The organism is Geothrix sp. (genome assembly GCF_049292215.1).
Taxonomy (GTDB): domain Bacteria; phylum Acidobacteriota; class Holophagae; order Holophagales; family Holophagaceae; genus Geothrix.
The window spans coordinates 25437-46828 of record NZ_JBATQW010000046.1; the positions used below are offsets into that span (position 1 = coordinate 25437).

Annotated in this window: 20 protein-coding genes; 13 read left to right on the top strand and 7 right to left on the bottom strand. The window is 68.4% G+C overall.

What is annotated here, in order from left to right; genetic code table 11:
• The first annotated feature begins 36 nt into the window (after nucleotides 1–36).
• The 8 genes from WAS25_RS07990 (at nucleotide 37) to WAS25_RS08025 (ending at nucleotide 4375) form a co-directional block, all read left to right on the top strand.
• Nucleotides 37–306 carry a TMEM165/GDT1 family protein gene (locus WAS25_RS07990; protein WP_422310993.1) on the top strand — a complete coding sequence of 90 codons (270 nt, stop codon included), beginning with the start codon at nucleotides 37–39 and terminating at the stop codon, nucleotides 304–306.
• A complete protein-coding gene (locus WAS25_RS07995; RefSeq protein ID WP_422310994.1) occupies nucleotides 285–686 on the top strand; it encodes a thiol-disulfide oxidoreductase DCC family protein in 402 nt (133 codons plus the stop codon). Before WAS25_RS07990 ends, WAS25_RS07995 begins: the two co-directional genes overlap by 22 nt.
• Nucleotides 687–841: 155 nt before the next feature.
• Nucleotides 842–1189, top strand: coding sequence for a hypothetical protein (locus WAS25_RS08000; RefSeq protein ID WP_422310995.1), 348 nt, complete (start codon nucleotides 842–844; stop codon nucleotides 1187–1189).
• A 16-nt stretch (nucleotides 1190–1205) separates the two neighbouring features.
• Nucleotides 1206–2057: a DUF692 domain-containing protein gene (locus WAS25_RS08005; protein WP_422310996.1), complete on the top strand. Its 852-nt coding sequence runs from the start codon at nucleotides 1206–1208 to the stop codon at nucleotides 2055–2057.
• The gene (locus tag WAS25_RS08010) at nucleotides 2050–2832 is read left to right on the top strand and encodes a putative DNA-binding domain-containing protein (RefSeq protein ID WP_422310997.1); all 783 of its coding nucleotides are present in this window, start codon (nucleotides 2050–2052) and stop codon (nucleotides 2830–2832) included. The genes WAS25_RS08005 and WAS25_RS08010 overlap by 8 nt, the downstream gene beginning before the upstream one ends.
• A 14-nt stretch (nucleotides 2833–2846) precedes the next feature.
• On the top strand, nucleotides 2847–3473 hold the full coding sequence (locus WAS25_RS08015) for a YceI family protein (protein ID WP_422310998.1): 627 nt from the start codon (nucleotides 2847–2849) through the stop codon (nucleotides 3471–3473).
• Between the two features lie 39 nt (nucleotides 3474–3512).
• Nucleotides 3513–4130, top strand: coding sequence for an RNA polymerase sigma factor (locus tag WAS25_RS08020; RefSeq protein WP_422310999.1), 618 nt, complete (start codon nucleotides 3513–3515; stop codon nucleotides 4128–4130).
• On the top strand, nucleotides 4127–4375 hold the full coding sequence (locus WAS25_RS08025) for a zf-HC2 domain-containing protein (protein ID WP_422311000.1): 249 nt from the start codon (nucleotides 4127–4129) through the stop codon (nucleotides 4373–4375). Before WAS25_RS08020 ends, WAS25_RS08025 begins: the two co-directional genes overlap by 4 nt.
• Here the strand turns inward: WAS25_RS08025 and WAS25_RS08030 are convergent.
• Together WAS25_RS08030 and WAS25_RS08035 are read right to left on the bottom strand one after the other, a co-directional pair.
• The gene (locus tag WAS25_RS08030) at nucleotides 4372–5562 is read right to left on the bottom strand and encodes a metallophosphoesterase (protein WP_422311001.1); all 1191 of its coding nucleotides are present in this window, start codon (nucleotides 5560–5562) and stop codon (nucleotides 4372–4374) included. The two genes, WAS25_RS08025 and WAS25_RS08030, sit on opposite strands and share 4 nt — an antisense overlap.
• 18 nt (nucleotides 5563–5580) lie before the next feature.
• Nucleotides 5581–8115 carry a hypothetical protein gene (locus WAS25_RS08035; RefSeq protein ID WP_422311002.1) on the bottom strand — a complete coding sequence of 845 codons (2535 nt, stop codon included), beginning with the start codon at nucleotides 8113–8115 and terminating at the stop codon, nucleotides 5581–5583.
• A gap of 165 nt (nucleotides 8116–8280) precedes the next feature.
• On the opposite strand from WAS25_RS08035, the gene WAS25_RS08040 reads away from it, so the two are divergent.
• From WAS25_RS08040 to mutL, 5 genes are read left to right on the top strand one after another with little or no spacing between them, the layout of a single operon-like run.
• On the top strand, nucleotides 8281–9147 hold the full coding sequence (locus tag WAS25_RS08040) for an FAD:protein FMN transferase (RefSeq protein WP_422311003.1): 867 nt from the start codon (nucleotides 8281–8283) through the stop codon (nucleotides 9145–9147).
• Nucleotides 9144–10409, top strand: a complete 1266-nt coding sequence (locus WAS25_RS08045; RefSeq protein ID WP_422311004.1) for a hypothetical protein — start codon at nucleotides 9144–9146, stop codon at nucleotides 10407–10409. Before WAS25_RS08040 ends, WAS25_RS08045 begins: the two co-directional genes overlap by 4 nt.
• An 8-nt stretch (nucleotides 10410–10417) precedes the next feature.
• The gene (locus WAS25_RS08050) at nucleotides 10418–10936 is read left to right on the top strand and encodes an FMN-binding protein (protein ID WP_422311005.1); all 519 of its coding nucleotides are present in this window, start codon (nucleotides 10418–10420) and stop codon (nucleotides 10934–10936) included.
• Nucleotides 10933–11403 carry a hypothetical protein gene (locus WAS25_RS08055; protein ID WP_422311006.1) on the top strand — a complete coding sequence of 157 codons (471 nt, stop codon included), beginning with the start codon at nucleotides 10933–10935 and terminating at the stop codon, nucleotides 11401–11403. Before WAS25_RS08050 ends, WAS25_RS08055 begins: the two co-directional genes overlap by 4 nt.
• Nucleotides 11404–11439: 36 nt before the next feature.
• On the top strand, nucleotides 11440–13236 hold the full coding sequence (gene mutL / locus WAS25_RS08060) for a DNA mismatch repair endonuclease MutL (protein ID WP_422311007.1): 1797 nt from the start codon (nucleotides 11440–11442) through the stop codon (nucleotides 13234–13236).
• A gap of 218 nt (nucleotides 13237–13454) precedes the next feature.
• On the opposite strand, the gene aroA is transcribed toward mutL, so the two are convergent.
• The 5 genes from aroA to WAS25_RS08085 form a co-directional block, all read right to left on the bottom strand.
• A complete protein-coding gene (aroA, locus tag WAS25_RS08065; protein WP_422311008.1) occupies nucleotides 13455–14678 on the bottom strand; it encodes a 3-phosphoshikimate 1-carboxyvinyltransferase in 1224 nt (407 codons plus the stop codon).
• 90 nt (nucleotides 14679–14768) lie between these two features.
• Nucleotides 14769–15158 carry a hypothetical protein gene (locus tag WAS25_RS08070; protein ID WP_422311009.1) on the bottom strand — a complete coding sequence of 130 codons (390 nt, stop codon included), beginning with the start codon at nucleotides 15156–15158 and terminating at the stop codon, nucleotides 14769–14771.
• 13 nt (nucleotides 15159–15171) lie between these two features.
• Complete coding sequence (locus WAS25_RS08075) at nucleotides 15172–17199, bottom strand: hypothetical protein (protein ID WP_422311010.1); 2028 nt, start codon at nucleotides 17197–17199, stop codon at nucleotides 15172–15174.
• A gap of 1 nt (nucleotide 17200) precedes the next feature.
• Nucleotides 17201–18676, bottom strand: a complete 1476-nt coding sequence (locus WAS25_RS08080) for a hypothetical protein (protein ID WP_422311011.1) — start codon at nucleotides 18674–18676, stop codon at nucleotides 17201–17203.
• A 36-nt stretch (nucleotides 18677–18712) separates the two neighbouring features.
• Complete coding sequence (locus WAS25_RS08085; RefSeq protein WP_422311012.1) at nucleotides 18713–21388, bottom strand: HEAT repeat domain-containing protein; 2676 nt, start codon at nucleotides 21386–21388, stop codon at nucleotides 18713–18715.
• Nucleotides 21389–21392 lie beyond the last annotated feature (4 nt).

Here is a 21392-nt window from a genome sequence, read left to right on the forward strand (position 1 = left end):
GGTACCATGAACCCTTGTCACGATCTGTGAGGAACCATGAACCGATCGCTCTTCTGGACCACTTTCGCCACGGTCTTCCTCGCCGAGGTGGGGGACAAGACCCAACTCGCCGCGATGACAGCCACGGTGCGTAGCGGCCAAGTCTGGACCGTGTTCCTGGCCGCCAGCGCCGCCCTGGTGTGCGCCACCGCCATCGGCGTCGCCCTGGGCGGCATCCTGTTCAAGTACATCCCCGAGGCGGCCATCAAGTGGGCGGCGGGGACGGCCTTCATTGCGGTGGGGCTGTGGGTCCTGATCAAGGGCTGACCTACCTCTTCTACGACGGCAGCTGTGGCCTCTGCAGTCGGGCCGTGCAGTTCGTGGCAGGGCGGGACCGCTCCGGTCAGGTCCGGTTCGCGCCTCTGGGCGGCGAAGCCGTCCAGCGTCTGGTTCCCGAACCGGTGCGCACCGGTCTCCCGGACAGTCTCCTGGTCTGCACACCCGTCGGTGAGCACCTGGTCCGCTCTGCGGCAGTCATCCACCTCCTGGGCCAGATGGGACCCGGATGGCGCCTGGCAGGTGTGGCTCTCACCCTGATTCCGGTGAGGCTGCGGGACTGGACTTATGACCGGGTGGCGTCGCGACGGCGCAAGGTCGCGGCCTGTGCCTGGCGGCCCGCCGCAGGCGATCCGCGCTTTGAACCATAGAAATAAAAAAATGTCACAATGCCGCACGGGGTCGCACCGAAAGGTTTAACAACAGCACTTCGGCCCTGATCGGAAACGTCCGCGATGGCCATGTCCTGTTCCACAACCGGGCCGCAAGGCGGCCCAAGCTGCGGCTCTGTCCGCACGGAGGATCCATGTTCACGAAGTTGATTGGTGCCGCCACCCTGTTCACCGCCGGTTCCCTCATGGCCGGCGGGACCGCCACCGTGGGTGCCACCCCTGTTCAGGCCTTCGGCGCCGAGGCCGCCCTGACCCAGGCCGGTGAGTGCGGAGCCAAGGAAGGCAAGGAAGAAGGCAAGAAGCAGGACAAGGCCAAGGACGGCAAGGCCAAGGACGGCTCCTGCGGCAAGGGCTCCTGCGGCAGCAAGGACAAGAAGGAGAAGAAGACCAAGGACGGTTCCTGCGGTAAGGACAAGAAGGCCAAGGACGGCTCCTGCGGGAAGGACCACAAGGAAGGTTCCTGCGGCAAGGAAAAGAAGTAGCGGGCTGGAGGCTGGCATGACTCAGGACAGGTTCACCGGAGTGGGGCTCGGGCTTCGCCGCCCGCACCTCGAGCTGGTGGCGCGCATGGGTGACCATGGCGTGCCCTTCTGGGAGACCTGTCCTGAGAACGTGATCGGCGACGGAGGCCGGCAGCATCGGCTGGCCTCCGCCATCCTGGACAGGGATCCCGTGCTCACCCACGGACTGACCATCTCCGTGGGTGGCTTTGACGCCTGGGACGAGGACTACCTGCGGGACCTGGGGACCTTTCTGATTCGCACGGAGACTCCCTGGCATTCCGAGCACCTCTGCTTCACCAGTGTGGATGCGAACTGCCTCCACGAGCTCCTGCCGCTGCCATTCACGCGCGAGGCCGTGCGGCATACCATCACCCGGGCCAAGGACCTGCAGGCCCGGCTCCCAGTGCCCCTGCTGCTGGAAAACATCACCTACTACGCCGAGCTGGGGGCCGCCGAAATGGATGAGGCGAACTTCATTACCGCCGTGCTCGAGGGTGCGGACGTGGGTTGGCTGCTGGACGTGAACAACGTCTACGTGAACGCCCTCAACTTCGGGTTCGATCCCAAAGAATGGCTCTCGCGCATGCCGCTGGACCGTGTGGCCCAGCTCCACATCGCGGGGCACAGGAAGTTCGGCGGCCTCACGGTGGATACTCACGGCGCCGAGGTTATCGACCCGGTCATTGACCTCATGCAGTGGACCCTGGCCCGCCTGGGGCGGCCCGTGCCCCTGCTGCTGGAACGCGACAACCACATTCCTGATTTCGACATCTTGCTGGCGGAGCGGCTACGCCTCCAGCAGGCCTACGACACGGCGATGGCCACCATGGAAGTTCGTCATGGCTGAAACCCGGACACTCCACCTGCAGCAAGCGATGGCCTCCCTGGTGCTCGACGGGGACGAGGCCGCCCTCGAGGCGGATCCCGGTCGCGTGGCCCGGCGCCACGGCCTCTCCGGGGCTGATCAGCGCGCCTTCCGCGAGCAGGGCGAGGCGATGCTCACCTACCGCGAGCTGGCCCGCATGAGCCTCATCGAGCCCCTGGAGACCATGTTTCCGGTGCTGAAGGCGCTGCTGGAATCCGAAGAGCGCTGGGATCCCTGCGTGCAGGCCTTTCTGGATGCCCGATTGATCCGCAGCGGCCACTACCGCGACATCGCCCCCACGTTCCTCAGTTGGCTGGCCAGCACCAGATGGGGCCAGGAGCGCTGGCCCTTCCTGCTGGAGCTGGCCCATGCCGAACTCCTCGAGGTGCTGGTCGCCCGCTTCCCGGATGGCGACCCGATCGAGGGCCTCCATGCCGAGCCGGGCCCTGGCGACCTGGTGGTGCTCGAGGCGGCCACGCAGATCGTTTCCTACCGCCATGCGGTCCACCAAGTCACCGAGGCGGCCCCGGTGCCCGAGGCCAGGCCCACCCACCTCTTGGCCTTCCGCAACGGGGAAGGGGAGCCCCGGCTCATGGAGCTGACCCCGGCCACCGCCGCCCTCCTGGTGCAGGCCCAGTCGCGGTCCCTGGGGGAAGCCGCCGCGGCGCTCCACATTCCTGACCTTGCCCCTGTCCTGAACCTCCTGAACGACCTCCACCGCGATGGTGCCATCGCCGGATTCCAACCTTCCACCTAGCCCAAGAGGCCCCCATGCGTTTCCGTTTCCTTCTGCCGGCCCTGTTGCTGGTTCTGCCCCTTTCCGCCCAGAGCAAGGTGTTCCGTCTGGATGACAACCACACGGTCTTCGGCTTCAAGGCCTCGACCCTGCTCTTCGATGTGCCGGGCCGGTTCATGAAAGTCAGTGCCGACATCCAGGGTGATCCAGCCACGCTGGAAGGAGCCAAGGTCCGCATCACGATCGACGCCAAGTCCCTAAACACCGCCAACAAGGGCAGGGACGAGCACCTGCGTTCGGAGGATTTCTTCGATGTCGCGAAGTACCCCAACATCACCTTCACCTCCACGGATGTGCGCAAGGAGGGCGACAAGGTGCGCGTCCAGGGCAACCTGGAGATGCACGGGGTCAAGAAGGAGCTCACGCTCTCCTTCGAGCCTGCCGAGGGCATGAACGGGGCTGATGTCCACACCTGGTCCTACCGCACCGTGATGCCCCTGGATCGCCTGGATTTCGGGGTGGGCGCCGAGAGTGTGGCTGCCAAGATTAGCCTGAAGCGTCAGGTGGAGTTGAACCTGCTGCTGGTGGGGTTCTTTGAGGAACCCGCAGTTCCCGCCAAGCCTGCCGCGAAACCCGCCAAGAAATCCGCCGCCAAGAAGTAGCTTGCCCGGGGAAAGATCGCCGCCGACACTGGCAGCGGCATGACGGAAGCACCCCCGACCGAACCTGAGCTGATCCAGCGGGCCGCCCAAGGCGACTCGGATGCCTTCGGTGCGCTCGTCCAGCCTCACCTGTCCCTGTTCCACAATGGGATCCACCGCATCCTCGGCAACACGGCTGATACCCAGGATGCGCTCCAGGACGCCCTCATGAGCATCCACCGAGATCTGCCCAGGTTCGAGGGGCGCAGCCGCTTCAGCAGCTGGGGCTACAAGGTCTGCCTCAATGCGGCCCTGATGATGCGCCGGAGCCGGGTGCGGATCCACGACATGGAACGTTCGGAACCCCTGGCCCTGGGCCCTTTCGATGATCGTGGGCACCACCAGGAAATCGATCGCCTGCCCGAGTGGCAGGTGGAGGCCCAAGCCCACGACCTCTTGGAACGCCAGGAGATGCGCGAGTGCCTGACTCGGGCCCTGGACGAGCTGCCCGATAGCCATCGGATCGTGTTCGTGCTGAAGGATCTGGAGGACTGGGGGACCGATGACATCGCCCGGCACCTCCAGCTCACCCCAGGCACCGTCCGGCAGCGCCTCCACCGCTCGCGCGTGCTGCTCCAGGCTCGGCTTCGCGCCTACGTTCTGGGAGGTCGCCCATGAAGCTCCTGCCCTCCTGCCATGATGTCCAGACCCACCTGACCGACTATGCCGAGGGCTCCCTCCCCTGGTCGCAGCGGCTCGGGATCCGGCTCCACCTGCTGTTGTGCCGGGTCTGTGCTGCCTTCAAGCGGGGGCTGGAGGCTCTGCCCGGCCTCGCCAAGACTTCGCTCGCGCCGCCGCCGGAAGCGCCGGAAGCGGCCGCTGAAGTCCTGGCCCGCATCCAGGCGACCCTCCGGAAGTCCTAGCCCCTTTTCAGGGTGAGGATCGCGATCTCCGGTGCGGCCGCGATGCGGACCGGCAGGCCCACGACGCCGAGGCCGCGGCTGACGTAGAGCAGGTCATCGCCTTCGCGGTAGAGCCCCGCCGTGCGGGGACCGATGAGGTTGGCGCTGCTCCAGCCTGGGATGGGATTGATCTGGCCGCCGTGGGTGTGGCCGGAGAGGGTGAGGCGTGCCCCGGCGGCCAGGGCCTGCTCCCACTCGCTGGGGCGGTGGTTCATGCAGATGCGGAAGGCCTCGGCAGGCAGGTCCTTCGCCGCTTCGGAGGGCCGGGGGCCGGGGCCAAAGACCAGGCGGCGGAAGCGCCCGTTCCGCGCCATGGGATCCTGCAGGCCCAGCACGGCCAGGGTCGAATCGCCCCGCTGGACCAGGGCTGCCTTGTTCTCCAGGCAGGTGATCCCGGCGGCCTCCAGATCCCGCCAGATGGGGCGGGGGTCATCGAAGAAGTCGTGGTTGCCCAGCACCGCGAAACGGCCCAGGGGCGGCCGGAAGCCGTCGAAGGCCTCGAGCAAGGAGGCGAGCTCCTCCGGCCGGCTGTCCACGAGATCCCCCGTGAACAGCACGAGCTCCGGCTGTTCACGCTCGGTGAGGTCCCGCCACCGGCGCAGCGTGCCCGGGTTTACGAGGGGGCCCGCATGGAGGTCGCTCAGGTGGGCGATCCGCAGTCCATCGAGACCTGGGGGTAGGTCGCTAAATGGGAGGGTCTTTCGAGTGACCTCTGGATCTCCGTAGGCCTGCCGGGCGCCCACCACGCCCACGGCGAGGGCGGCGCCGGTGCTGGCTAGTGCGGCCGTCCGCAGAAAGGCCCGACGCCCGGAGTCCTCCGGTGTATCTTCCTCGGCTTCTCGATCTGCGGACCGGCCGAGGCGGCTGAGGCGCCACCCCCCTTCGGCCAGCATGGCAATGAGCAGATGCAGGATCGTGAACGCCTGGAAGTAGAACCCTGCCCGGGCCAGAGACCGCAGAAGCGGCAAGGTGCCGGGTCCGCTGACCCCGGCCGCCCGCATCACTGCAAAGAGGATCAGGGGCATGTGCAGCCCCAGCAGGATCCAGGGCAGCCAGGGCAGGGCTCGCTTCGGCACCTCCAGCCGCAGCAGCCGCAGATGGAACCACTGGACCAGAAGGATGAGGACGAGTGCGATGAGGAAGGACATGGGGCCCTGGCGAGGGGACTAGGGTCGCACGATCACGCTCAAGGTCCCCACGGTCCGATCCTTCATGACGCCGTCCAGAGGACGGTGGATGCCCAGGGTGAAAGAGAGATTGCCGGTCAGCCTCCGGAGCACATCCAGGGGCAGGCCGAGGGCGCGGCTGTCCAGCTCGAGACCCACCACCCGCTGGGCGGAGGGCCGGGCCGCCGTGTCCTGCCAGAGGGTGGCGTGCTCGACGTAGGCGTGGAATGGGGCCAGACCGAGCTCACCCCGCAGGCGCTGAAGGCGATTGCCGGTGGTGGTGTAGGCGGGCAAGGCCGCCTGCACCACCCGGTTCGCATCGAGGGAGGAGGGGAGCAGGGAGGTGGGGACACCGCCGAGGTGGAAGCGATCGTAGGCGGAGGGATCCCCTCCCATGCGGCCCGACTCGGCCTCCAGCGTGATGGGCACCCAGGGGTTGATCCAGCCGGCGCGGAGCGAGAGGCGCGTGAGGGTCCAGGCTTGGCCGCCCGTGCGGCCGCCAAATTCGCGGAGCGAGGCTGAGGCACGCAGTCCCTGGCGATCGCGGCTCCAGAAGCTGCCGAGCGTGGCTTCCAGCCCACCCAGGGCCCGGGGGAAGCCCTCGGCATCGACGGGCAGGACGCGCTCGAAGGCCGCCACGGGACGCAGGGTGAACGAGGGCCGGCCCTGGTCGATGTGCTCCAGCGCCAGCTCGGCGCCGCGGCGCTCGCGATCAAAGCCCCTGGTGGCGAGGTGGTCCTGGTAGAAGGGTCGCTCCAGCGTGGAGAACACCTGCAGAGAAGGCGCCCAGCTCCAGCCGCGCCAGGCCAAGCCCAGCATGCCGCCGCGGGGCCCAGCGGCATTGCCGAAGCCCGCCAGCACCTGCCAGTTCAGGCGGCCCAGGATGTCGTTGCCGCCTGCCCCGAGCTGGTAGCTGTTGCCCGAGGGTGTGCTGCTGTAGCCCACCAGCGAGAACGCGTCGTGGCTCGGGCCCACGCGATAGGGCCTGGGTTCCACAGGGACCGGCGCCGGTAGGGGGCTGGGCTCGTCGGCCTTCGGCAGCACCAGGTCCTTCACCAGGGGCGAAGGATCCGTGGGCAGGGGCTTGGCCTCCAGCGGCGGCTGCGTGGCGTCGAGCCGACGGATCTGCAGGCCCGAGGCGCTGAGCTGGGTGTAGTAGATCCACTTGCCGTCGGGCGTGGCGGTCGGATTCCAGGCCGCGGCCAGGGTTCGAGTGAGCGGACGGCCCGCACCATCCACCAGGTTCCAGATACCGCCCACCTCCTTCCAGGTGAGGTTGGTAGGGCCAGTGCCCGCCACCGGGGCTGTGGCTGCCGCCGGTCCCAGACGCCACAGGCGCGGTTGGGGCCGGAGGACGCCTTCCCCGTTCGGCAACCGCAGCTGGTAGGCGATCGTCTGGGACGAGGTCCAGACCGGCTTCCAGGGCAGCGCGCCGTGGATGCGTCCCAGCCGGCGGCTGGGGGGAAGCACGGGCGCGAGCGGCGCGTGATCCGCCGGCTCATCGGCATCCTTCACCGCCGCCTTCGGCGTCTTGGGAGCCTTGAGGTCCCAGACGTAGAGCCCGGGCTTCTTGGGATCCAGCACGCGGGCCAGGAGCTTGGTCCCGTCCGGGCTGAAGGCCAGGTCCGTGGCCCAGCCGCCCAGTTGGGCGACCAAATCGCCTTCACGCAACCCTTCGGCCTTCGAACGGCGCTCCAGCTCCAGGGCGGTGTGGGTGAGCTCGGCGCAGAAACGCTGGTACCCGTCCCGGGGGCCGAAGCCGAAAGTCGCCAGGAAGGAGGCCTCGAAGTCGCGCTTGCCCGCCATGCGCGTCCAGAGGGCCTGGAAGACCTTCGGATCGCCGGCCTTCGTCTCAAGCCACTCGAGGTAGGCGCTGCCCCCCAGGTAGGCCATGCTGCCACCCAGGAAGCCGTCCATGCCGCTGAGGGCCTCGTAGGTGGGCAGCTTGCCTTCCAGGGCCCACTGGCGCAGGACCGAGGCGCGGATGGCGCTGTGGGGCCGGCCGCTCCCCGTGAGCTTGCCTTCGATGAGCGTGGCGTAGCCTTCGATGACCCACCGGGGCGATTTTTCTGTGAGCGGCCCCAGGGCCGCGGTCCAGCGCCGCCACAGGCTGGGCTTCCGCGCCGGCCGCAGCAGGTGATGCATGTGCCCGAGCTCATGGGTGACCAGCAGCTCCGCCCAGCCGTGGTGGTGGCCGATGGCGGAATCCGGCTCGGGCTCGGTCTTCCAGAGCACCACGTGGGGCCGCTGCAGGATCGGGAAGGCCATGCCATTGGCCTCCATGACTGGGTCCAGGATCACCACATCGATGGGCTTCTCGTAGGCGAAGCCGATCAGGCCCAGATACTGGGCGTGGATGCCCTCCACGCGTCCGGCCACGTCCCGTCCAAAGGCCTCGAAAGCCTTGGGGCAGTGGATCCGGTAGTGCGCCGTGGTGAAGGTGATCCAGGCGGCGTCGGGGGCCTGGGTGCGGGGCGCAGCCTGGAGCAGGGCGGGCAGGAGCGCGAGACAGGGAAGGAGGCGGCGGGATGACATCGCTCAAGTGTGCCCAGCCTGTGACGCAGGTCGCTTTATGAGATTCGCTCTCAAAAATCCTTGAAAAGAGATTTAAAAATTGTGAGACTCAATCTCGATATGTTTAAAACCTTCCTCGCCCTCCTCTTTCCAACCCTCCTGTCCGGACAAATTGCGGGCGCAGTCATGGACCGCAAGGTGCTGGCCATGGGCACCGAGTTGCGCCTGCACTTCGAGGGTGCGGCGACCGGGTCAGGATCGGAGGCGGCCCTGGCAGAATGTGCCAGGATCGAGGCCGAGTGCTCGACCTGGGATCCGAGGTCCTCCTGGAGTCGCCTGAACGCGGCGGGTGGCCGGCCCGTTGGGCTGAGCGTGGAGTGGCTAGCCCTTCTGAGCCAGATGAAGGCCTGGAACCACTGCACGGAGGGGGCCTTCGACCCCGTTCTCAAGGCTTTGATGGGCGCTTGGGGTGTGCGCGAAGGTGGCCGGATCCCAACATCGGCGGACCTGCTCGCGGCGACCGGGGCCGGACTGCTTGAATTGGACGAGGAGGCGGGCACGGCAAGGTTGTACCACCCTGAGGCGGGTCTGGAGGAGGGGGGGTTTCTCAAGGGATACGCCCTGGACCGCATGCGGAAAACCGCCAAGGTGGGTTCCGGCTGGATGGACTTCGGGGGGCAGGTCCTCGCCTGGGGAACACCCTTCAAGGTGAACCTCGCCGATCCCCAGCAAAGGGGCCAGGCCCGAATGTCCCTGACCCTCTTGAATGCCTCCCTCTCCAGCAGTGGGTCCTCGGAGCGGGGAAGACACATCCTGGACCCCCGCAGTGGCCAGCCCTGCGAGCCCTGGGGTGCCACCGCGGTGGTCACCGCCGAGGCGCTCACGGCGGACGTCCTCTCCACCGCCCTCTATGTGCTGGGACCTGACGAGGGTCTGGCCTGGGCCGAGCGCCACGACGTGGCCGCAGCCTTCCTCCTGAACGACGGCAGCGTCCGGATGACATGGGCTTTTCGCCGCCTCCATCCCACCTTGATTCCCCGGGAGACCCGATGAAGTCCCTTCTTTCCCCTCTTGTGTTCGCCCTCCTGGCAGGCCCTGCCTTCTCGCAGGAGAAGCCGAACACGGAACGCCGAATCGCTGAGCTGGAGCGGCGCCTGGAAGCCATGTCCCGCGAGCTGGAGACCCAGAAGACCGGCAGTGCCATGCCTACTGCGCCGGAAGAGGGGCGCTTCGGCCTAGGTCCCAGCGCGAGCAAGGTCTATGCGGCACCTTCAGGGCTAAGTATGGGAGGCTATGGCGAGTTCCTATACGAGGGCAAGGCGGGGTCCCTGCAGGACGGCACCCATGTCGGCACGGAGAAGAAGGCCGATGCCCTGAGGCTGGTGCTCTACACAGGCTACAAGTTCAGTGACCGCATCGTGTTCAACGCGGAGATCGAGTTTGAGCATGGGGGCTACAGCGATGATCATCCGGAAGGCGAAGCCGTGGTGGAGTTCGCCTACCTCGACTTCCTGCTCAACAAGGCCTTCAACCTCCGGGCCGGGCAGATGCTGGTGCCCATGGGCTTCATCAATGAGCTGCACGAGCCCACGGCTTTCCTCGGGGCCCGGCGCCCTGCGGTGGAACGGGCCATCCTTCCCGCCACCTGGCACGAGAACGGGGTGGGCATCCACGGTGACCTGCCGGGCCACCTGAGCTACCGCCTCTACCTTATGAACGGGCTCGATGCGTCGAAGTTCAGCGCCTCCGGCATCCGGGATGGCCGCCAGGCGGGCAAGGAGGCCAACGCGCAGAGCCTGGCCTGGACCGGACGCCTGGACTGGACGCCGACCCCCGGCCTCCTGCTCGGCGCCAGCTTCTACACAGGCAATAGCAACCAGAGTGGCGGCGGCGAAGCCATCACCACCACCCTCTGGGATGCCCACGCTGAATACCGTGCCCACGGCTTCCAGATCCGAGGTCTCTACGTTCGAGGCAGCAACGGTGCTGCGGGGCTCCAGGTACTGGACGCTGCCGATCCGGCGCGGGAAGCGGGGACGAGACAGTGGGGGGGCTACCTCGAGGTGGGCTACGACGTGCTGAAGGGTGCCCGGCAGTCCCTGATCCCCTACCTGCGCTATGAACGCCTGGACACTCAGCAGGCCGTGGTGGCCGGAGTGGCCAAGGACCCTGGTAAGGACCGAACCCTGATCACCGCGGGCCTAGCCTTCAAACCCATTCCCCAGGTGGCAGTGAAGGCCGACTGGGCGCGGGATGAGAACCGCGCCCGCACAGGAAGAGATCAGTTCAGCCTCGCACTGGGCTACACCTTCTGAGGTCGACCATGCTCCGCATCCTGGCCCCCCTCGCCCTGACCATGCCTCTGGTCGCCGCCCTGCCCTCCGCGCAGGAGGCGCTGGCCCTGGCGTTCCCGGGGGCCCAGCTCACCCGGAAGGAACTGGTGCTGAGTGATGCCCAGGTGGCGCGCGTCAGGACCCTCGCCCAGGTCGAGCTGCCCGGAAGCTGGCTGGTGGCCTACGAAGCGCGCAGGAATGGGGCCCTGGTCGGAGTCGGGTTCTTCGATACGCATCGTGTTCGCACCTTGAACGAGACGTTGCTGGTGGCGATCTCGGCGGAAGGACGCATCCTCCGCGTGGAAGCCGTGGCGTTCCGCGAGCCGGCCGAGTACATGGCCAAGGAGGCCTGGGTGCGGCAGTTCGAGGGCCGCGGCCTCGATGCACAGCTCAGCCTCAAGGCGGCGATCCACCCGCTCGCCGGGGCCACGCTCACGGCCCATGCCATGACGGATGCCGCCCGGCGCTGCCTGGCCCTGCACCGGGTGCTCTACCAGGAGGCCCGATGACGCCCCTCGAGCGCTGGAGCCTGCACCTGGCGGCCCTCACGACGGCGGGCACCGGGCTTCTCGACGGCCTGCTGCGCTGGTTCGGGCAGCGTGCCGGGGAATTCGGCCCCGAGCCGCACCCCTGGCTGGGGCTCGTCCAGCACCTGCACGTGCTGGCGGCGCCGGTCCTGGTCTTTACCTTGGGCGTGATGGCGCGGGGTCACCTCTGGCCTCGCCTGGGGCAGACGCTTGAGGGCCGGCGCACGGGGCTGGGCGCTGCCGTCCTGATCGCGCCGATGGTGTTCAGTGGCTACGGACTCCAAGTGGCCACCAGCCCTGTCGGGCGCAATGGCCTGGCCTGGATTCATGCCATCAGCGCGGGCCTGTTCCTGCTGGCCTATGCGGGACATCTGGCCCTGCGGGGATGGCGGCCGTCGGTCCTTCCTGCGGTGGAGCACGTCTCCGGCGGACCCTTGGCGGACAGATAAAGGCCCCCCGGCCGACAGGCGATCTAGACTGATTCGATGGCCAAAATCCGAATCCTCCCCGACCAGGTTGCGAATCAGATCGCGGCGGGCGAGGTCGTTGAGCGGCCCTCCTCGGTTCTGAAGGAGTTGGCGGAGAATGCCCTGGATGCTGGGGCCCACCGCATCGAGGTGACCTGGGAGGAGGGCGGAAAGCGGCTGTTGGAGGTGGCCGACGATGGTTCGGGCATGGCCCGGGACGAGCTGTACCTGGCCCTGGAGCGCCACGCCACCAGCAAGGTGCGCACGGCCGAGGATCTGGGCCACCTGGGCACCTTCGGGTTCCGCGGCGAGGCCCTGCCCAGCATCGCCAGCGTGAGCCGCTTCGAGCTCACCAGCGCCGAAGCCGAGGGTCCGGGCCATCGCCTGCGCTGCGAGTTCGGCATCATCAAGGAGGTGGCGCCTGCAGGGCGCAGCCGGGGCACCACGGTGACGGTGCGTGATCTGTTCGCGCAGCTGCCGGCGCGACGCCGATTCCTAAAGTCCACCGATACCGAGCATGCCCAGCTCTGGGGCGCCGTGGCCCGCCTGGCCCTCAGCTCGCCGGGCGTCCACTGGACCATCCGTTCCGATCGCGGCACCCCGCTGGTGCTGCCGCCCGTGGACGACCCGGGGCAGCGCCTGGCGCCGCTCCTGGGCGAGAAGCTGGGGCGCCTCGTACCCTTCGTGAATGGTGAATCCCCCTGGCGGTTGCGGGGCTTCGTCTCGCCGCCGGACCTCAGCTTCCGGGACCGCAACCACCTCTACCTCTTCGTGAACGGCCGGGCCGTGAGGGATCGCCTGCTGCTGGCGGCGCTCTCTGAGGCCTGGTCCGGCACCTTCGCCAAGGGCTCGTACCCCGCGGCGGTCCTCTTCCTGGAGTTGCCGCCCGAGGCGGTGGACGTGAACGTGCACCCCACCAAGGCAGAGGTGCGCTTCCGCGAGCCGCAGCGGGTCTTCGCCTGGGTGCGCGGTGGCGCCGAGGAGGCCTGGGCGAAGCTGCGGGGTGGCCTGGCCTCGGTGCTGGAGCTGCCGCCGAAGCCCCTGGAGGCTGAGTTCGACCTGGATCCTTCGCGCCGCATGGCGCCCCAGCATCCACAGCTCTGGTCGAATCACTCCGGTGGGGCCCTGGGGGCCTACCAGGTCCTGGCCGACGCCTTCCAGACTCGGCCTCTGGATGCGCCATACACGTACGAGCCCGCCCCTTCCGGCGTGTCGGAAGGCCCTGACCTTGGCCCCGGTATCCGCTACCTTGGCGCCTTCCAGCGCACCTACCTGCTGGCGGAGGTCGATGGGGAACGCGGCCCCGAGCTCTGGCTCGTGGACCAGCACGTGGCCCACGAGCGGGTGCTCTTCGAGCGGCTCTTCCTTCGCCGCCACGCGCCAGCCATCCAGCCCCTACTGCCCCCCCGGGTGGTGCAGCTGGGCCCCGAGGCCCTGGCGCGCCTCACCCCCTTCCTGGCGGAACTGGAGGCCGCGGGCGTGGAGGCCGAGCCCTTCGGCGCCGATGCCCTGGTGGTGCGCGGGCTGCCGGACTTTCTGGTGGACCGCGATCCCCAGGCCCTGCTGGAGGACCTGCTGGCCCGGTTGGAGCGGGAGGGGCGGGTAGACCTCGATGCCTTCCGCCGGGACCTCAACGCCGAGCTGGCCTGCCGCGCCGCCATCAAGAAGCACCACGCCCTGCCCCCCGAGCTGGCGCTCCGGCTCATCCAGGACCTCCTCGCCTGCGAGGTGCCCAACACGTGTCCACATGGCCGACCCATCATCAAGAAGCTGACCCTGGAGGACCTGGAGCGGAGCTTCGGTCGGCGGCTGTAGCTGGGCTTCAGGACGGCGGGAAAGCTGCTCGGCCACCAGATCCATGCCCAGCCGCTTGGCGGTGGCGTGGAGCGCGGGGCGGGCGAGACCCAGGGCATGCAGCAGTTCCCGCATATTGCCGGGCCAGGGGCGCTTCGCCAGGGCCCACAGGGAACCCCCCTAGCGCCGGCCCCAGTCCTGGCCTCAGGTGGCCTGCCAGTCGCCGAAACAGGCGGCCCTCAACAACCGAGCATCCCTCGCCAAACCTCCCAGAAATTCGGGAAGGTCTTCGCCACGCAGTGGGGATCCAGCAGTTCGCCGCCCCAGCGAAGCCCCCCCACAGCCGCGGCGAAGGCCATGCGGTGGTCATTGCGCGGGTTGAAAGCGATCCGGTCGGTCAGTGCCTTCCCCGGGGCGATGCGCAGGGTGTGGTCCCCTATGACCTCCGCCTGGCCGCCCAGCCAGCGCACCAGTTCCGCGGAGGCATCCAGGCGGTCGCATTCCTTGAGGGGGAGGGTATGGAGTCCCCTCAACTCCGAGGGGGCCGGAGCCAAGGCCGCGAGGGCCGCCAGCACGGGGCCCAGATCGGGACAGTCCGTCAGGTCCGCGTCCAGGCCACGCTGGAGGGGCCCCTGGACGTCGAGGGTCTGGGCGTCGTTCCAGCGGACCGCGCAGCCGGCCGCTTCCAGGATGGCCACCATGGCCCGGTCGCCCTGGGCATCGTCAGGGTCCAGGGGCCCCACCCGGAGCCGCCGGCCCGTGGCTGCCGCAGCTGCGAGGAATGCCGCCGCGCCGCTCCAGTCTCCGGGCAGGACCAGGTCCCGGGGTTGGAGGGAGCCGCCAGGGATCCGCCACTGCCCGGAGGCCAGGATGGCTCCAGAGCCGAAGCGCCGCAGCCACTGGGTGGTGAGGGTCAGGTAGCTGGAACTGGCCACTTCCTCCCAGGTGAGCAGGCTCGGCTCGGGCAGACCTGCGGCCGCCAGGGCCAGTCCGGAGAGGAACTGGCTGCTGAGGCGGGCATCCACCCGGAGGTCCAGCCGTCGGGGCGGCAGTGGGCTCGGCTGAAGCCACGCCCCGGAACCATCCGCAGACCACCGGGCGCCCAGGGCCTCCAGGGGATCGAGCAGGGGGCCGAGGGGCCGTTCGAATAGCCGGGGATCCCCCTCGAGCCGGACCGGTCCCTCCGCGCGGAGGGCCAGCCAGGGCAGGAGGAACCTCAGCGTGGTACCCGAAGCCCCAAGCCAGAGGGGACCTTGGGCCCGGGGTTGACCGCCGCCCTGGATGCGCCAGGTTCCGGCTTCCTCAACGACCGGGATGCCCAGACCCCGCAGGGCCTCGCGCATCCAGCGGGTGTCCTCGGCCTCAAGGCCACCTTGGAGGTGGCTGATCCCGGGGGCGAGGGCGGCCAGCAGGAGGGCCCGGTTGGTGACGGACTTCGAGCCCGGGATGGACACGGAGCTCATGGCCTCACCGGGCGCCAGAAGGCTGTCTTGGGGAAGTGACAGAAGCATGTGGGCAGGGTGCCGCGAGGCGCCCCCGACTTCAAGGCCTGATCAGCTGATGTTCTCGAAGATCGGCTTGGTGATGCGCTTGTCAGTCACGATGGTGTACTTGTAGGCGCCGTAGAAATCAATGGTGCGCTTGTAGCGCAGGATGATGGTGCAGGTCCCGGCATCGCCGGCCCCGGTCTTGGTGATCCGAATGGCGCTCTTGTCAGTCAATGCTTCAACCACATTCAGCTCGCGGGCCTTCTCCTTCACCTCCCGCTCCAGGGTCTCGATGGGCTTCTTGCTCGCACCACTGGCAATGAAGTCGCAGGCATCCGACAGTTCGCTGTTCCCGTAATAGATCGGGACCGCCTTGATGGCCACGGCGATGATCAGGCCGAGTACGAGTATGGAAACGATGCATCCGATCTTGCCTTCACCGCGTTGCTTTTGCATGAACTCCTCCGACTCACTTCAGGTCTTCAAGGGCCTGTCTGGCCAGGGGGGCAACCAGGGGGCCGTCGGAACCGAGAAGGGTTGCCTGAGGATACTTCAGTGCTTGGCGGAATGCCTGCACGGCTTCGGACTGGTAGCTGGGGCCCAGGTGGAGGAAACAACGGCCGGTGTGGTAGTCGAGGGTCCCTTGGCTGACGCCCCGGACGGTGCTGAGGCGGGCATCCCGCAGGAGCTCGATGGCCTTGTCGTATCTCCGGAACTGCATCAGGACGAGGGCCAGGTTGAGCTTGATGAGGTTGGCCTCGTCCCCCTTGGCCCCCGCATAGAGCAAGCGCAGCTGCGCCAGCACGGCCGGGTAGCAGAGCTCCGGCATCCCCAGGGGCACCTCCAACGCCTCCACCTGCAGGGGCAGGGTCAGCAGGACGGCGTCCTGGGTCAGCGGCAGCGGACCCTTGGCGGTCTCCACCACCTGCCGCAGATTTCGGACGGAGGTGGCCGGCTTCCCTTGGGCCTGCAGGATGGGCCGGCCGATCTGGAGTCCGGCCTTCAGGGCCGGTTCCGTGGCAGCCAACACCCAGGGGCCGGCTTCGCCCTGGACATCCAGGAGTGTGGCGCCCAGGCTGGCCTGCTGGAGGCTTGGGGCCGCATTCAGGCGCGCGGCCAGGGTGGCCAGAGGATCCTGCTCCAGTGGCTTCACGAGGAGGCGCTCCTCCTCTCCGTCCAGGGTGGTGACCACCAGCTCGACCCGGTGGATCACCCTGTCGGGGACCGGCCTGGCCAGGAGGATCAGCTCGGCCTCCCTGGAAGCCTTCAGCCGGGCCAGGGCTTCGCTGGGCGGCTCGTTGGGGCGGGCGGGCAGGAAGGCCACCTGCTGCAGCCGTTCTCCGAGGGCCTCGAGCTGGGCCTGGAACCGGGCGCGTCCGGTGAAGTCCCCGGCTTCAAGGCCGACAAAGGCCAGGCGGGGTTTGGGACGGGCCTCCAGGTTCAGGGCCTTGCCGTCCTCCACGACCAGGCGCTGGGAGTAGCCGCCCGCCGGGAACCGCACCTGCAGGTCGTAGGTCCCTGTGCACACCGGGACATTCGCGAGTGGCAGCGGCCCCTTGCTCTGACCGGAGAGGAACAACTCTCCCCCAGGCCACGGGGAGGAGACGGAGAGGTTGCCCCGCGAGGGCTCCAGCCGGATGGGTTCGAGGGTGTGGTCGGCGGCGGGGGTCGCAAGGTCCGCCCCGAGTTCGAGAATCTTGGTCCGGAGGCAGGGCGCCCGCAACTCGAGGCGGTGCTTGCCGGGGCGTAGCTCGGAGATGACGAAGGCGGAGGAGAGGTCTTCCGGACGCAGGCCCAGGGGGAGTGCAAGGGCGGCAGCCTCGGGGCCGCCCTTGCCGATGGCGTAGCCGAGGCTCTGGCCATCCAGCAGGACCTCCACATCGCTCGGCTGGACATAGAGCGTGATGGTGGAGGCGGTCCGGGTCAGCCTGAAGTCGGCGGTCTTCGCGTCATGGGGGCCGAGTTCCAGGACGAGTTCGGATGTCGCATGGCCCGGCCTTGCGTAGCTGAGCTTGTGGGTCCCGAAGGGGAGGAACTTCCGCGGGAGCAGCGCGGAGGGCCTGCCGTCGATGGACAGGCGGCCGCCCTCGGGCTGGAAGGTCAGCTTGAGCAGCGCGTATTTCTCGCTTTTCATCCGCTCGAACAGGGCCACGAGTCGCTGGGAGGTCAGGGCCTTGTCCAGCTCGAAATCGGGGTTGAGGTCCATCAGGGCCTGGAGCCGCACCTGGGCCCGGGCCTTGGTCTGGGCGCTGCGATCGTCCAGGACGGCCAGCCAGTTGTAGGTTTCACAGAGCACCTGGTTCCACTCGGGCTCGAGCCCGGCGGCCTTCGGGGCGAGCGCGGCCACCACCGTGTCGAAGCGCGCCGTCGCGCCCTCCCGCTCCCCCTGGGTGGCCCAGAGGGCCTTGGCCTGGAGGAACGTGTCCTTGAGGGCGGCATCCTGGGCTGAGAGCAGGCCGCAAAGAAGGGAGAGGAACAGGACGTGTCGGAAGCGCATGTCAGTTCAACCGGATGAGCAGGTCATTGCGGCGGTCGCATAGGATCAGGCCGCCCGAGCGGTCCATGACCAGCGAGGTGATGCGGCCGCTGATGCCCAGGGCCTTGAAGGTGGCGTACCGGAGCAAGGTGCCATCGGGTCCAAGGATCACGACCCCCTCACCAAACTCCCCGCCATCCACCAGGGCAGCGATGTGGCCGGCGCCGTCGGTGGCGAGGGCCGTCACCGCCTTGTAGGGCGCGGGCAGGTCCTTGCCGTAGGGGACCACGATGCGGGGCTGGCCATCGGTGTCGAGGAGCAGCAGCTTGCGATCCGCATCGGCCGAGATGACCATCCCGCCCGTGGGGAGCGGCGCGAGGGCGCCTGCGGTGGGTGAGGCCATGGTGCGCGAGCCGCCTTCCGGCGTGAACAGTGTCAGGGCGGGGGTCTTGGCATCCGCCACCCAGAGGTTGCCCCACCGGTCCAGGGCCGCCCCTGAAATGGCCGAGAGGGTGCCGAGGGGCTGGGGAGCGCCCCCCTCCTCGCGGACCAGGGTGCTCTTGGACAGCAGCCAAGTCGTCCCCGCAGGGCCGGCGCACAGGGTCCGGGTGCCCGGGGCCGGGGGCCCCTGAGGCAGGAGCTCAGTGCCGTGCAGGCGGAAGACCCGGTCGAGGTCGTGCTGGAATATGAGCAGCTCCCCGTCCGGCGCGAGGGCCAGCAGGGTTGGGGTCTTCAGCCACTTCGTCCGACCCGCGGGCCAGGGTCCCTCGCTGCGCAGGGGGGGCTTCTGGAGACGGTGCCTGACCAGGACCGCGGTCCGCCAGGCGGCCTCCTGGGCCTCGGGGGCCTGGGGGTGCTCAGTCCTCAGGCGCTGCAGCATCCGTAGGCAACCGGGCAGGTCACCCAGCAGATCCATCGCTCCGGCGGCCTCAAGCATGGCCTGGGGCGCCACCGCGGATCCGGCATGCAGGCGGAAGGCCTCAATGAAGTTCTGAAGGGCACGGCCCCACTGGCCCTGGTCCCGCCAGGCGCGGCCGAGGTGCAGGCGGGCCTCCGCGCAGGCCTCGGCATCGGGAAAGAGATCAAGCACGCGGTTGAAGTCGCCCATGGCGTCTTTCAAGTCCGCCGGCCTGCGGGCCTGCCGCGTCAGCAGGGTGCCTCTCAGGACCAGGCCGTGGGCGGCTTCCGGAGACTTGATGAACTCGCTGCGGAGGCGGTCCAGGTGCTGCATGGCCGCCTCGGGCTTCCGTTCGACCTCCACCTGATGCTGGGCGAAGCGGAGCAGGACTTTCGGCGCGAACTCGCTTCGCGGACTGGCCTGCAGCAGCTGCCCCCAGGTGTCCAGGGCCTCCTTGTAGGCCTTCGAGGCATAAGCCCTCTCACCACTGCGGTAGAGTCGCTCCGCCAAGTCGCCATCCTGCACCGGGGCCTGGGCGGCTACCGACAGCACAAACAGCAGCGCGGCCGGGATTCTTAGCCATGAAAGCGGGACGTGCATGAGGGCCTCGGATCTGATCAAAGCATATCCGCCCGGTCAGGGTTCCAGCGCCTTCAGCAGCGCCTCGGGCACGTAGGGCTTGTAGAGTGTGCCCAGGAGCCAGGGCTCGGCAGGCATCGTGTCACGGGCGGCCGTGGACAGCAGGACCTGCCGGCAGCGCCGTGTCTCGACCTGCACCTTCAGCCAGGGACGGAGATCCCCCATGGCATCGGCCTGCTCGGAAATGAGGAGATCCACCGGCCGCTCCGACAACAGAGGTTCCGCCTCGCTGCGGCTCCCGGCCTCCCGGACGTCCCAATCCTTCATGAGCACCGCCAGCAGACGCTTCCGGAAGAAGGCGCTGGGTTCCAGCAGGAGGATGGTGGTGATGGGTGCCCGGCGGGTGATGGCCACCTCGTCCAATCCCAGGGCCACAAGCGCTTCCTTTGCGGCACTGCGCAAGCCGAGACCGGAGGCCCCCCTGAAGATGTCCTTGAGGGGTTCGACGAGATCGAGCTGGCGGGTGAGCCCCGCGATTTCGCAGAGACGGGCCAGCTCTCGCCAGTCCTGGTCGGAGCGATGGATCTCCCTGATGACGAAGGCGGACAGCTCCCTGGCCAGCTCGGGCCGGAGGATGAACTCCGGATCCTGGAGGGCCTCACGCAGGTTGAGAAGGGCAGGGCCCCGGCCGGGGCCCTGGGGCGGGAGCCCGCTCACGATGGCGCGGAGTTTCTCTTCGCTGCCGGCGATGTGCCCCAGGCTGTTGCTGCGTCGCCCGAGTTCCTTCACCACCGCCGCGACCCGGTCGTTGGTGTCGCGGTCCCAGTCGCCCTTGGTCCGAAGGTCGAAGAGGAAGTCGGAGAAGGTGTCCTTCAGGCGGGTGTAGAGTGCCTGGTCGAAGCAGTAGAGATGCTGGGTGGCGAGGATCGCCCGCAGTCGCTGGCCCTCGCCCTCGCGGTCATCGCAGCAGCGGGTGATGAGCTGCTCCAGGGACGGCAGGCACTCCGTCGGGAGGGGGCACTCGAATCCAGGGAAGGGGGCAAGCATACCCTCCAGGGCTCGGATGAGGACTTGGGGAAGCTTCAGGTGGGCGGCCTTGGCCAGGAGTCCGAGTCCCGCCTCTGGGGTGGCCAGTTCCGCGAGTGCCTCCACCAGCGCCTCCTGAAGCCGGGCGGGCTTCCCGTCGTGGAGGAGGTCCAGAAGGACGGGGCTGGCGCTGGGACAGCGGGTGGCGCCCAGCGCCTCCACCGCCTCCAGGACCAAGTCATCCCGGACATCGGTCCGCAGGAAGGCCATGAGGGGTTCCGCCGCAGCCTTGGTGCCGTTGACGGTGAAGATGCGGAGGGCGGTACGGATCTGTTCAGGCTGGCCGGACTGGAACAGGTTCATGACCGCGGGGAAGCTGGAGGGCAGTTTCCCCAGGTGATGCATGGCGCGGTGGCCGACCTCGACGATGGAATCCTGCATGGCCCGCATGAAGAAGGGCATCAGGGCATCCTCTTCGCGGGCACCGAGCACGTCCAGGCAGGTCAGGCGACGCTTCGGGTCAGTGACCAACAAGACCCGCCCCAGGGCCGGCTCGTCCGTGGCCGGTACTAGGCGGCAGAATGCGTGGTCCAGGCCTTCACTGTGGGCAAAGCGGTCGAAGGCCGCCTGGAGAGTGGGAACCACCTGGACCATGGGGAGGCTTGCCATGGTGACGGCCTGGTGGACCAGGGCCTCGCAGAGCAGGTTCAGCGTGACGCCTAGGGCGATCTGCTGCTTGGCCGCCATGTCCTGGGCTTCGGTCACCATGGCGCTGAACCGGGCCACTTTCCCTTCCAGCAGGACGACCAGCGAGTCCGTGATGAACCGTTCGTAGGGACCCTTGGCCTGCTCCCGGAGAAGGTCGACCTGCGGGATCGGACGACCTTCCTCCCCGGCCTCCAGGGCCTGTTGCAGGGCGCGGATGATCTCAGCGTGCTGTCCGCCCATGCGCGCCGCCAGGGCCGCCACCAGCATAGATCGGGCGGCGGTGCGCGCCCCGATCTGAACCTGGTGGGTCAGGGACTCCAGGGCCTCAAGGTCCTCCAAGGTCTGCAGCGTTTCCTGGAACAACCCCAGCAAGAGGGACCCCTGGCCCGCTCCGGGGAGCTCCGTGACCGCCCGCAGCAGGAGGCGGAAGGCGAGGGAATCGGCCCCAGCCAGGGCCTCCCAGAGCGCGGGAAGGTCCTCGGGTTCAGCCACGGCGGCCACCCCCCGGGCACCCTGGTGGGCCAGGCGTGGGTTCGCCTCGCCTTCCATGAGCCGCCCCAGGTAAAACACGAGAGGCTGTTGAGGATCGACGGCGCCGAGCTCCCGCCGCAAGATCAGCTGGCGGTCCGGGTCGGTCCGTTGGCTCTCCAGCTTCTGGAGGGCCTCCCGCGCGGAGCGGAGCTCCAGGCGGCCCAGGGCGGCGCAGCCCTCATCGAAGACACCCAGGTCAGGCTCCTGCTGCAGGACCTGGAGCAGCCAGGGCACCCACTCCGGCCAGTCGAACTTTGCCGTGAGGCCCAACAGGAAGCGCTTCAGTGTTGACGGCGTGGAAGGCTTGACCAGGCGATTCCCGAGCTCGGGCAGGGCCAGCTGGCGGAGCTGCTGGAGCAGCTGGTTGAGGCGCACCTGCGCACCGGCATCCGTCTCCATGGGGTTGCCCAGCCAGGCACGGAGTTCGTCCAGCGGCGTCGTGGGCATGTGGCGGAGGGGCGTGGCCATCCCG